This is a genomic window from Mycolicibacterium holsaticum DSM 44478 = JCM 12374 (assembly GCF_019645835.1).
Taxonomy (GTDB): Bacteria; Actinomycetota; Actinomycetes; order Mycobacteriales; family Mycobacteriaceae; genus Mycobacterium; species Mycobacterium holsaticum.
The window spans coordinates 1,804,593-1,816,246 of sequence record NZ_CP080998.1 but is presented as its reverse complement, the minus strand read 5'-3'; the positions used below and the strand labels follow the sequence as shown (position 1 = coordinate 1,816,246).

Sequence of the window (11,654 nt, the reverse complement as noted above, 5' to 3'; positions counted from 1 at the left end):
GCCGACCGACCACTAAACGTGCCAACCAGCGCGAGCGCGCGGGGGGCGCACGCCTGAAGACGAGTAGCCGACTACGCGTGTGCCCGCCACCCCACCCGTTCGACGATCCACACGTGGACCAGTACTCGCTGCACCTGCTTGGCGGATTCGCCGCCCACATCGGCGACCGCGAGATCGACCTGCCGCCGGCGTGTCAACGACTCGTCGCGCTGCTCGCCTTGAAGCGCAGACCGATGCACCGGCTGTGGGTGTGCGCGACGCTGTGGCCCACCACCCAGACCCGCACGGCCGTCGCGAGCCTGCGCTCTGCCACCTGGCGGCTTCGCCCGCTGGGCGCCGACCGGCTCGTCACGCAGGATTGCCAGTACCTCGCGCTCGCCCCCGAGGTGTGGGTCGACTGGCACCACGCGGTCGACCTGATGGACCGGCTGCCCGGCAGCATCGTCGAACCGCAACTCGTGGCCGACCTGCTGCCGCTTCTTCGGGCCGGCGAACTGCTCGACACATGGAGCGAGCAGTGGGTCGGGCCCGAGCGCAGCAGCTACCACGCGATGCGGATCAGCGCCGTCGAAGCACTCGCCCACGGCGTTGACAAACCGGTACCGCACCAACCTCTTGGCGCGATCCGCTCGGTGCACGCCGGTCGCCCTGTCGCCCGGCGGCACATCGATTTCGGCGATTCGGGGGAGCCGTGAACACCGTAGTGATGATCACCATCGGGCTGGGCGTGGCTCTTGTCGCGATCGGGCTGTACGACCTGCAGACCCGCTTGGAACAGTGGGACCACGACCGCCACGCCGACGACTGACGCGAGGCAATGCCAAGATACGACCATGCGCGCGTCCCCGGAGCCCTCCGCCGTCGGGGTGGTGCTCGCCGCGGGCCTGGGTTCGCGCGTGGGTGCCGACGGCAACAAGGCCTACCTTCAGGTGGCCGATCGCGCCATGGTGACGTGGTCGTTGGAGACCCTGACGCAACTGGCCGACATCGCGCGGGTGGTGCTGGTTCACCGGCAAGGTGAGCGCACGCTGGCCCAGCACACCGTGGCGCGTGAACTGCCCACCGCCGCCGTCGAGTTCGTCGAGGGCGGGGACAGCCGACACGCATCGGAGTTCAACGTGCTGCGCTACCTGGCCGCAGACATCGACGCCGGGGCGATCGACGTGGTGCTGATCCACGATGCCGCCCGACCGGTGGCCGGTCGGCACCTGTTCGTCACCGCGGTGGCAGTGGCCCGCGAGTTCGGTGGCGCGATCCCGGCGCTGCCGCTACCCGAAGTGGTGAGCACCGAGCCGTCGAGATCCACCGCGAGGTTGGTCCGGGTCCAGACACCGCAGGCATTTCGGGCCGCCCCCCTGCTGCAGGCCTACCGGACCGCCGACGGCCAGCGCTTCGAGGGCACCGACACGTCGTCGTGCGTCGAAGCGTTCACCGATCTGCAGATCCGCACCTTCGCCGGTGAACAACGCAACATCAAGGTGACCTACGCCCACGACATCGCCGTCGCCGAACACCTGCTCACCGACGCGGTCAGTTCCGATCCTGCTGCCGGCTCGCGATGACCGCCTCGAAGAACGGCGCATCCGCGGGCAGCACGGCGCGGAACCCGTCGGGGTCCCCGGCGACGACGGTGATCTCCACCCCCGCCCGGACGGCCTCCTCGACCTCGTCGAAGTCCTCGGAGGTGCGCCCGGACAACAACGACGCCAGTTGACCGGCGGCGACGCCGCGCGGATATTGCGCGGCGGCCAGCGTGGACCGATCCACGGTGGCGATCACCGAACCGCTCTCGTCGACGGCCTTGACGCTGTCGGTGACCGGAAGTGCCGGCACCACGACGGCATCGGACAAACCAGCGATCACCCGGTCGCGCAGCTCGGCGCCGACCAGCGGTTGCCGGATATCACCGATCAACACGTGCGTCGTCGAAAAATTTTGTTGCTCAAGGTATTTCAACCCCGAACTCAGGCACGCAGCCCGTTCACCGGAACCGTCGGCAGCGGTGACCGCGACCGCCGCCAATCCGCTGTCGGCAAGGGCTGCGCCCACGTCGGCGAGAAGTGGCTCCGCCGCTGCCACGACCACCCGACCGGCCCCGGCCACCGCGTCGAGCATCGCGCGCACGATCCGTTCCAGCGGCGCCTGCCCCGCCAGCGCAAGGAACGCCGACGCCGGGTTCTGCGCGACCGAAACCGGCAGCGGCACAATCGCCGAGAGCTCCACCGAGGCTGTGCCCTTAGATCGGATCGAATTGAGCGATCAGCCAGCGGCCGTCGATCTTCTGCATGCCGACCTTGACGCTGCTGGCGGCGAACGCGCCGTCCGGGTTCTCCTTGCTGGTCGTCACCTGGTTGACGAACACCAGCACTTCGGCGGAGTCCGGGTGCATCTCGGCTACCGCGGCCCGAACCACCGCCGCCGACGTCTTGACGTTCTTCTGCGTCGCGGCCGGCCGGACGATCTGGCTGGTGAACTGGTCGTAGTACGACAGGAAGTCGCCGGTGAGGTTCGACTTCGCCGCCGCGAAATCCTCGTCGAGCGTGTCCGGCGAGTACGACAGCATCGCGACGGTGCCGTTCTTGGCGGCCTCCAACACGGTGTTGGTCGCGGCCGCGTCGGTCTGCTGGGTGGGCCGGTACAAGGTGAAGTAAATCCCGACGGCCGCGCCGGCCGACGCGACGAGCGCCACGGTGACGAGGATGACGCCCAGATGGCGGCGCACAGCGCGCCACGACCGCCGGACGGCACCGGGTTCGGCGGGCTTTTCGTCGGTGGCCTCCACCGCCTCCGTGGGCTCCACCGCCTCCGTGGGCTCGGCGACCTCGGCGGTGTCGGTGGCCTCGGCGGTGTCGGGCTCGGCGGCCGTCACGTCTGCGTCCTCATCAACGGTCACGGTACGAACTCGACTTTCGACATCTTGATCTGGTCGCCGTCTCTTTGCAGGTCGACGGCCAACCGCCACGCGCGCGGCTCTTGCTGAGCGCCTGCGGCGTTGGTCACCCGCGACGTGGCCGCCACCAACACCACCGCAGAGTCCTGGCTCATCTTCTCCACGGCGGTGGAGTTCACCGTGACATCGGTGACCACCTTCGAATCCTTGGCGACCTGGACGAAGTCCTTGGCCTGGTCCTCGAAGTCCGTTTTGAACTGGCCGGTCGAGTTCTCGATGATGCGCTGTACGTCCGCTTCGGCGTTGTTGAAATCCAATGACATCAACGTCACCACGCTCTGCCGGCCCGCCGCGGCATATTCGGCCTGCAGCTTCTGCTGGTCGGCCGCCTTGCGCTGCTGATGAACCATGTAGCCGCTGGCGGCCAGCAGTGCACCCGTGCACAGGATGGCCAACGACATCGCGACCGCTTTGAGAATGCGGCCCCAGCGCCGACCGGAGCCGGCGGGCGGCGGTTGCGGCTCATCCCCGGTCTCGTCGCCGGCCACCTCCTCGGCCATTTCGACGTCCTCGCTCGGACCGGGCTCGCCGTCGGCCTCGTGCTCGCGGGCCTGCGCCGCGGCCTGCTCGGCTTCTTGGCGCAGCCGGATTGCGCGGGCCCGGGCGCGCGCCGCCTCGGCGACGGCCTCGGCCTCGGCGGCCTGCGCCTCGGCCTGCTCGGCGAGGGTCAGCGCTGTGGTCGCTTCGACGGACGGCTGGTTCGGTGCCTGCTCGACGCGATCTGTGTCGCCCGCCGATGCCCGGCGCCTGAATGACGGCACGGCGACCTCCTCGTTCCTACGTGCACTACTCTGAGAATGCGATTATCAATTTTTGAGTATCGCCGCGACGATACCCGCCTCCGGGGCTCCCGACCAGGCCGGGTGTCCTGCGGAAATGCTGTTTACGGGCTGTGCTTGTGCTCAGCCATTTTTGGCCTGAAGGCGGTCCTTCATGACCTTGCCGGTGGCGTTCAACGGCAGTTCGTCGAGGAACTCTACATACCGCGGCACCTTGAAGCCCGCCATTCTTTGCCGGCTCCAAGCGATGAGGTCCTCGGCGCTTACCGCGCCGGTGCCATCCTTGTGCACCACGAACGCCTTGCCCACCTGACCCAACCGCTCATCGGGAACTCCGATCACCGCGGCCTGGGCGACGCCGGGGTGCTCGAGCAGAAAGCCTTCGATCTCGGCGGGATAGGCGTTGAACCCGCCGACGATGAACATGTCCTTCTTGCGGCCCACCACCCGCAGCCGCCCCGACTCGGTGAACTCGCCGAGATCGCCGGTGTGCAGAAAGCCGTCGGCGTCGATCGCCTCCGCGGTGGCGACCGGGTCGTCGAGGTAGCCCTCCATGACGCCGTAGCCGCGGACCAGCACCTCGCCGTCGTCGGCGACGCGCACCTCGATGCCCTCGCACGGAAGCCCGGCGGTGGTGGCGACGTCTTCGAACGAATCGCCGGGACGCGACAGGGTGACGTTTCCGGCCTCGGTCAGGCCGTAACCCGTCATCAACGTCTGGAACGGAAGCTCGTCGTGGATCCTGCGCACCAACTCCACCGGAATGTCGGCCGCCCCCGTCACGGCGGCCCGCAACGTCGCGAGCCGGTCCTTGTCCTCGACGGCGAGCAGCGAGTGATACAGCGTCGGCGGGCCGGGCAGCATGGTGATCCGCTCGCGCTCGATGAGGTCGACGACCCGGTCGATGTCGAACGCCGCAACGGGCACCATCGTCGCACCTCGCAGGAACGACGCGACCAGGCCGGCCTTGAGCCCGAACGTGTGGAAGTACGGGTTGATCATCAGGTAGCGGTCGCCCTCGCGCAGATCGGCGAGCGTCGCCCACTCCTCATACATCCGCAACGTCTGACGGTGGTTCATCCTGGCGCCCTTGGGCCGCCCCGTCGTGCCGGAGGTGAAGATGATGTCGGAGACGTCGGTGCCGTCGATGCCCTCGCATACGAACGGTGAACCGCTGGAGAGGAAGTCGGATTTCAGGTCGATCACCTGCGGACGCCGGCCCGGCTCGGCGAACGGCACCGAGTAGTCCAGGCCGAGGAAATCCTTCTGCACCAGCACCAGCTTGGCGCCGCTGCGGCCGATGATGTCGGCGGCTTCCTCGGATTTGAACCGGGTGTTGACCGGGACCAGCACGCCGCCCGCGGCCAACAGTCCGAACGCCGCGACGATCCACTCCGCGGAGTTCGGCGCCCAGATCGCCGCCCGCTCGCCCTTGCCGATCCCTGCCTTAGCGAACGCTCCTGCCGCACAACGGATTCGGTGTGCCAGCTCGACGTAGGTCAAGCGCAGCGAACCGTCGACGACCGCTTCCGCGTCGCCGAAGCGGTCCGCTGCGCTCAAGACCATCTCACCGATGGTCTCCCAGTGCTGTTGTGTCACACGGTGACGAGGCGGCCCAGGTTACCGCCCATGATCTTCGCCTGATCCTCGACCGACAGGTGCTCGAGCGCGGTCACGTAGTGCGTGGGTTCGGCCAGGCCCTCCGGGTGTGGCCAGTCGGAGCCGTACAGCACCTGGTCCACGCCGATCAGGTTGATCAGGTCGTCGATGCCCTCCTCGTAGAAGGGGCTGACGTGGATGCGGTTCTTGATCTCCTCGATGGGGTTGCCGGGGAAGGCCTCTGGCGCCTTCTTGTAGACCTCGGCCATCGAATCCAGCAGCGGGAACATCCACTTCGACCCGGCCTCGACGATCCCGACCTTGAGCTTGGGATGCCGGAACAGCGCGCCGTGGATCACCCAGGAGGCCACCGCGTCCTGGATCGGACGCCACTCGTTGAGGATGTTCATGGCGTTGGTCTGGAACGGCAGCATCTCCTGGGCGACGCCGTCCCACTCGGAGGTGTAGCGCGAGTAGCCGCTGTCAGACGAGTGCATGCCGACGAACACGTCGTACTCGACGCACTTCTCCCAGAACGGGTCGAACTCGGGCAGCGCGAACGAGCGCGGTCCGCGGAAGCCGGGCACCGGCGCGGGCCGGACCAGGATGGCGCGCGCACCGCGCTTGACGCACCAGTCCAGCTCCTCGATCGCCTTCTCGACGATCGGCAGGGTGATGACCGGCGTGGTGAAGATGCGGTTCTTGTAGTTGAAGCCCCACACCTCGTCGAGCCACTGGTTCAGCGAGTGGATGATGACGTGGATGGCGACCGGATCGTCGCGCAACCGCTCCTCGATCAGGCTGGCCAAGGTGGGGAACATCAGCGTGCGGTCCAGGCCGAGTTCGTCCATCAACTCCAGGCGCGGACCGGGCTCAAAGAAGGCCGGAATGGACCGCATCGGCTCGCCGAACAGCTCGCGCTTGCTCTTGCCGTCGGGGTTGCCGAACTTGAAGTACTCCTCCCACGCCCCCGGCTTGGCGACCACCGAGAAGGTGGGGTTGGGGATGTAGTTGCTGATCTGCCCACGGATGGCGATCTTGGTGCGGCCGTTGATCTCGACGTACTGGACGACGTCCTTGTAATCCTTCGGCAGGTACTTGGTCATCGCCTCCGGCGGCTCGTAGAGGTGGTTGTCCGCATCGAACAGCGGAAACGGGATGTCGACCCGGTGCGAAAGTTGTCCCATGGAACACTCCTTTTCTTCTTGGGAGAATCCTATTCTCATCAACGTCCGGTTTGCAACGGACGTCCCTAGCGGCCGGCCGCCTGCTGCACGTGCTCACGGACCCGGAACTTCTGCACCTTGCCGCTGGCGGTGCGCGGAAAGTCCTCCCCCTCGGGGACGCGGTGCAGTTCTTCGGGCCACTTCTGGATCGCGACGCCTGTGTGCCGAAAATGCGCGCGGACGTCGTCGAGCGTGGGCATCTGATGGCCCTCACGGATCCGCAACACGGCGGCGGTCCGCTCGCCCAACCGCGCATCGGACGCGGCCACCACCACGGCTTCGGCCACGCTCGGCATGCCCAGCAGCACCTCCTCGACCTCGAGGGCCGAGATGTTCTCGCCGCCGCGGATAATGACGTCGGCTTTGCGGTCGGTGATGGTCAGATAACCGTCTTCGTCGAGCACGCCGATGTCGCCGGTGTGGTACCAGCCGTCGTCGTCGAACGCGCGTCTGGTGAGTTCGTCGTCGGTGTAACCCAGGCACAGATCCGGTCCACGGGACAAGATTTCGCCTTCCTCGGTGAGCCGGATCTCCACACCGGGGCGGGGATCCCCGTCGGTGTAGAGCCGTTTGTCCTCCGGCGCCGACGGCCGCGATCCGGTGATCGACGGATGCTCGGTGCTGCCGTAGGACCGGAACACGAACATGCCCATGTCGGCGAGCCTGCGCGTCACCGCCGCAGGCACGGTCGACCCGCCGAGCCCGACGGTGGTGAACCGCGCGCGGTGCGCGTCGGTGCAGTCCGGGTGGTCGAGCAGGCTGGTGACGAAATACGGTGGGCCCCCGCCGATCGACATCCCTTCGCTCTCCATGAGTTTGAGCACCTTGCCCGGATCCCACACGTCGCACAGGTCGATCGGCGCACCTTCGAGGACCGGGATCAGGAACGCCCCCAGCATGCCGATGAAATGGCCGATCGGCGTCGCGGTCAGCTGCCTGCCGCGGTCTTCCGGATAGTTCGCCAGCAGCTGACGCGTCTCGAAGCCCAGGGTCTGGTGGCTGTGGATGACGCCTTTGGGTTTGCTCGTCGTGCCCGAGGTGAACGCGATCAGCGCCGGGCTGGCCGGATCGGTCGGCACGGTGCCTGCCATCGGTTCGTCAGCCAGCAAATCGTCGAAGTTGTCGCCGACCAGGCCGACGACCGGGATGTCGGCGCACAGGTCGGGCGCGAACCTCATCCGGCCGAACTCCTCGGCGGTGATGAACACCTTGGGTTGTGAGGCCGACAGGATGTGGCCCAACTCCTTGCGGCCGTAGAAGTGCACGATCGGCACCACGACCGCACCCACCAACGTCGCCGCCCAGAAGGTGACGGCGGCTTCCATCCAGTTCGGCAGTTGCATGGCGACCACATCGCCGGGTTCGACGCCCCTGGCGCGCAGGCCGGCGGCCATGCGGCGGGCGCTGAGCTCCACATCGGCGAAAGTGCCTGCGAACGGCCGGATGTCGGAGTGCACCCAGAAGCCGGTGTCGGGATGGTCAGCCAGGTTGCGCGCCAGCAGATCGCCGAGCGTATCGCGGGTCCACCACCCCTCTTGCTCGTAGCGTTTGGTCAGCTCGACGGGGATGTTTCGCATCGACCTCTGTTCTTCGCGCCAGCGGCTCATCGCCGGCCCCGGGCAGCGGCCTGCGACTCGGAGGCGATGCTATTCTCCAATTCTGAGAATGCCAATACCGCACATGGAGAATGCTTGATGGTCGAGCTCGAATGGGACGGCGCGTTGGCGGTCATCACCATCGACCGGCCGGAGGCTCGCAACGCGATCGCCCCGGAGACCATGGAGCAATTGGACAAGGCACTCGACGGCGCCGAGGGGGCGGGCGCGCTGGTCCTCAAGGGCGCCGGCGATCGCGCGTTCGTCTCCGGCGGTGACCTCAAACAGCTCGCCGCCATCCGCACCGAGGAAGACGCCGCCGCGATGGCCTGGCGGATGCGCTCGGTCTGCGACCGGATCGCCGACTTCCCCGCGCCCACGATCGCCGTGCTGAACGGGCACGCGCTCGGCGGCGGCGCGGAGTTCGCGGTGGCCGCCGACATCCGGTTGGCCGCCGACGACATCAAGATCGGCTTCAACCAGGTGACGCTGGCGATCATGCCCGCGTGGGGCGGCGCCGAGCGGCTGACCGCGCTGGTCGGCTACAGCAAGGCGCTGCTGTTGGCGGGCACCGGCACCATCCTGCAGGCCGCCGAGGCCGAACGCGTCGGCCTTGTCGATCGCGTGCTGCCTCGCGAATCGTTCGACGATGCGTGGCGCACCATCGCCCGCCAACTCGCCACCCGGCCCGCCGGGGAGGTCAAGCGGGTGATGCGCGGCGTGTCGACCAGCGAGGCCGTCACCGCGTTCGCGCGGCTGTGGGTCGCCGACGAACACTGGGCCGCCGCCGACAAGGCGATGAACCGCGGCAAGTAAACACCGCCACTTTCCGCGAAATAGCATTCCGGGTCGCTACTCGAGCGATTCCGCGACCCCGGCTGCTATCTCGGCGATGCGCGTCAGCCGCCGAGGGCGCGGATCGGGTCGCTGCCGTCCCAGTCGGTGGCGGCGTCGCGGACGAACTCGGCCATGCCCGCGGTGATCTCGGTCAGCTCCATGATCTCGACGACGCTCGCCGGGCAGTTCGGCGGCTCGACGTAGGCGAACCGGGTGCCGACGTCCTCACCGCCTGACCACACCACCGGCCAGCCCGCGGCCGACACCGCCTGCATGGTGGCGTCGAAATCTTCTGCCCAGTACGCGATCTGGTGAAACCCCTCACCGCGGGCCGCCAGGAACTCGGTGAAGACACTCGGCGTCTGGTCCTCCTGCTGGATGAGTTCGACCTGCAGGTCGCCGCTGTTGGCCATCGCCAACGACTGCGTGATCTGACACGGTTCGCCGCGGTAGCTCGCGGTGAGCGTCAGGCCGCGCATCACGAACCACGGCCCGACGCCGAGCTCGAGCCAGCTGGCCAGCGCCCTGTCGAGATCGGTGACGACGTAGCCGATCTGGCGGACCGGCCCTGGCAGCACGGTCACGACGTGATACCGGCAGCGCTCATCACGCGCGCGATGTTGGTGGTCCGCTTGTGGATTCGCCAGCCGTCGGGGGTCCGGGTGAGCTCGTCGTCGTAATGGCCAAGCGCGTCGATCCAGCTGTTCGAATCACCGGGCACGGCCATGAGCACCGCGCGCACATAGGACCTCGCCGTGGCCCGGTCGCCGTCGAGGTCGACGACGATGTTGGAGATGCGGTGGTAGGTCTGGCCCATGCCGTCATGGATCTGCTTCATCAGCTCGGTGAACGCATCCGCGTCGGTGAACTTGCCGAGGTCCCCGTAGTCGATGTCGACCTCGCCGGTCCAGCAGGTACGGAACAGCTTCCAATCTTTGAAGTCGATGCCGGTGGCGTAGCGGACCAGCACCTCGGCGATCTCAGCTTTGTCGGCGTACACGGCGGAAGGCTAGCACCTGTTCTCTCTGGACGAGAACGTCATTTCCAATTATGGTCAACGACGTGTCGACCCAGATTGCGCTCGCGCCCGAGATCTCGACGTGGCCCGACGAGAACCCCCAACTGATCGGTAGTAGCTGCGGTACATGCGGTGCCACGGCCTTCCCGGTGCAGCAGCGGTGCCCCAAGTGCAGCGCCGCCCAGATGTCGCAGGTCAAGTTGCCCCGGCGCGGCACGCTGGTGGCGTGGACGACGCAGGGCTTCCCGCCCGGACCGCCCTATAAAGGCCCCACCGGCAAGGACTTCGTTCCGTTCGGGGTGGGCCTGGTGCAACTCGACGACGTTATTCGCGTCGAGGGTCGGCTCACCGAGAACGACCCGGACAAGCTGGAGTTCGGGATGGCCGTCGAGCTGACCATGGTGCCGTTCACCACCGACGACGACGGCAACGAGGTCGTCACCTTCGCATTCAAGCCGGTCTAGAAAGGACCCCGACCGCATGAGGACCGAAACAGACACAGTCGCGATCATCGGCGTGGGCCTGCACCCGTTCGGCCGGTTCGACAAGACGGCGATGGAGATGGGCGCGGAGGCCATCCAGTCCGCGCTCACCGACGCCGGCGTGGAATGGAAGGACATCCAGTTCGGCTTCGGCGGCAGCTACGAGGTGTCCAACCCCGACGCCGTCACCCGCCTGGTCGGGCTGACCGGTATCACGTTCACCAACGTGTTCAACGCGTGCGCGACGGCCGCCAGCGCGATCCAGCAGACCGCCGACACCATCCGGCTGGGCAAGTACGACATCGGCATCGCGATCGGCCTGGACAAGCATCCGCGCGGCGCGTTCACCGACGATCCGGCCAAGCTCGCGTTGCCGCAGTGGTACGCCGAGAACGGGCAGTTCGTCACCACCAAGTTCTTCGGCATGAAAGCCAACAAGTACATCCACGACCACAACATCAGCCAGGTGACGCTGGCCAAGGTGGCCGCCAAGAACTTCCGCAACGGGGAGCGCAACCCGAATGCGTTCCGCCGCAAGCCGATCTCCGAAGAGGAGATCCTCAACTCGGCGGTGCTGAACTATCCGCTCACGCAGTACATGTTCTGCGCGCCCGACGAAGGAGCGGCGGCGGTGATCATGTGCCGCGGCGACATCGCGCACAAGTTCACCGACAAACCGGTGTATGTGCGCGCCAGCGAGATTCGGACACGCACGTTCGGTGCCTATGAGGTGCACGCGACGTCGGCTCCGCTCGACGAGGATCCGTCGCCGACGGTGTATGCGGCTAGGGCCGCCTACGAGGCGGCGGGCATCGGACCCGAGGATGTCGACATCGCACAGCTGCAGGACACCGATGCCGGCGCAGAGGTGATCCACATGGCCGAGACCGGCCTGTGCGCCGACGGCGAACAGGAGAAGCTGTTGGCCGACGGCGCCACCGAAATCGATGGCACGATGCCGGTCAACACCGACGGCGGGCTGATCGCCAACGGGGAGCCGATCGGCGCCTCGGGGCTGCGGCAGGTGCACGAACTGGTGCGTCAGTTGCGCGGGGAGGCCGGCGAGCGTCAGGTGCCGGGTACACCGCGGGTGGGGTTGGCACAGGTCTACGGCGCACCCGGTACCGCATCGGCGACGATCCTGTCCATCTGATGCACAAGGCGATTC

At 67.3% G+C, this 11,654-nt stretch carries 13 protein-coding genes; 5 read left to right on the top strand and 8 right to left on the bottom strand.

Going from position 1 to position 11,654, the window contains the following annotated elements; genetic code table 11:
* The first annotated feature begins 113 nt into the window (after nt 1-113).
* Nucleotides 114-695 (top strand): AfsR/SARP family transcriptional regulator, encoded by a 582-nt coding sequence (locus K3U96_RS08835; protein ID WP_220692754.1) that lies wholly within the window; start codon nt 114-116, stop codon nt 693-695.
* A gap of 138 nt (nt 696-833) precedes the next feature.
* A complete protein-coding gene (locus K3U96_RS08830; protein ID WP_220692753.1) occupies nt 834-1,562 on the top strand; it encodes an IspD/TarI family cytidylyltransferase in 729 nt (242 codons plus the stop codon).
* Here K3U96_RS08830 and K3U96_RS08825 read toward each other — a convergent pair.
* The 6 genes from K3U96_RS08825 to K3U96_RS08800 form a co-directional block, all read right to left on the bottom strand.
* Nucleotides 1,531-2,223: an IspD/TarI family cytidylyltransferase gene (locus tag K3U96_RS08825; RefSeq protein WP_069403730.1), complete on the bottom strand. Its 693-nt coding sequence runs from the start codon at nt 2,221-2,223 to the stop codon at nt 1,531-1,533. The two genes, K3U96_RS08830 and K3U96_RS08825, sit on opposite strands and share 32 nt — an antisense overlap.
* Nucleotides 2,224-2,236: 13 nt before the next feature.
* Nucleotides 2,237-2,893, bottom strand: coding sequence for an Rv1363c family protein (locus tag K3U96_RS08820; protein WP_220692752.1), 657 nt, complete (start codon nt 2,891-2,893; stop codon nt 2,237-2,239).
* Nucleotides 2,890-3,711, bottom strand: coding sequence for an Rv1363c family protein (locus K3U96_RS08815; RefSeq protein ID WP_220692751.1), 822 nt, complete (start codon nt 3,709-3,711; stop codon nt 2,890-2,892). The genes K3U96_RS08820 and K3U96_RS08815 overlap by 4 nt, the downstream gene beginning before the upstream one ends.
* Before the next feature lie 141 nt (nt 3,712-3,852).
* Nucleotides 3,853-5,328 (bottom strand): FadD3 family acyl-CoA ligase, encoded by a 1,476-nt coding sequence (locus K3U96_RS08810; protein ID WP_268928476.1) that lies wholly within the window; start codon nt 5,326-5,328, stop codon nt 3,853-3,855.
* On the bottom strand, nt 5,325-6,515 hold the full coding sequence (locus tag K3U96_RS08805; RefSeq protein ID WP_220692750.1) for an amidohydrolase family protein: 1,191 nt from the start codon (nt 6,513-6,515) through the stop codon (nt 5,325-5,327). The genes K3U96_RS08810 and K3U96_RS08805 overlap by 4 nt, the downstream gene beginning before the upstream one ends.
* Nucleotides 6,516-6,580: 65 nt before the next feature.
* Complete coding sequence (locus K3U96_RS08800; RefSeq protein ID WP_220692749.1) at nt 6,581-8,131, bottom strand: AMP-binding protein; 1,551 nt, start codon at nt 8,129-8,131, stop codon at nt 6,581-6,583.
* A 117-nt stretch (nt 8,132-8,248) separates the two neighbouring features.
* Between K3U96_RS08800 and K3U96_RS08795 the strand changes: the two genes are divergently transcribed.
* On the top strand, nt 8,249-8,965 hold the full coding sequence (locus K3U96_RS08795) for an enoyl-CoA hydratase/isomerase family protein (RefSeq protein WP_220692748.1): 717 nt from the start codon (nt 8,249-8,251) through the stop codon (nt 8,963-8,965).
* Nucleotides 8,966-9,048: 83 nt separating this feature from the next.
* Here K3U96_RS08795 and K3U96_RS08790 read toward each other — a convergent pair whose 3' ends face one another.
* Nucleotides 9,049-9,570, bottom strand: a complete 522-nt coding sequence (locus K3U96_RS08790; RefSeq protein WP_220692747.1) for a VOC family protein — start codon at nt 9,568-9,570, stop codon at nt 9,049-9,051.
* Nucleotides 9,567-9,986 carry a nuclear transport factor 2 family protein gene (locus tag K3U96_RS08785; protein ID WP_220692746.1) on the bottom strand — a complete coding sequence of 140 codons (420 nt, stop codon included), beginning with the start codon at nt 9,984-9,986 and terminating at the stop codon, nt 9,567-9,569. Before K3U96_RS08785 ends, K3U96_RS08790 begins: the two co-directional genes overlap by 4 nt.
* A gap of 50 nt (nt 9,987-10,036) precedes the next feature.
* On the opposite strand from K3U96_RS08785, the gene K3U96_RS08780 reads away from it, so the two are divergent.
* Both K3U96_RS08780 and K3U96_RS08775 read left to right on the top strand, forming a co-directional pair.
* On the top strand, nt 10,037-10,468 hold the full coding sequence (locus K3U96_RS08780; RefSeq protein WP_220692745.1) for a Zn-ribbon domain-containing OB-fold protein: 432 nt from the start codon (nt 10,037-10,039) through the stop codon (nt 10,466-10,468).
* Nucleotides 10,469-10,484: 16 nt separating this feature from the next.
* Nucleotides 10,485-11,639, top strand: coding sequence for a thiolase family protein (locus K3U96_RS08775; protein ID WP_220692744.1), 1,155 nt, complete (start codon nt 10,485-10,487; stop codon nt 11,637-11,639).
* Nucleotides 11,640-11,654: the final 15 nt, after the last annotated feature.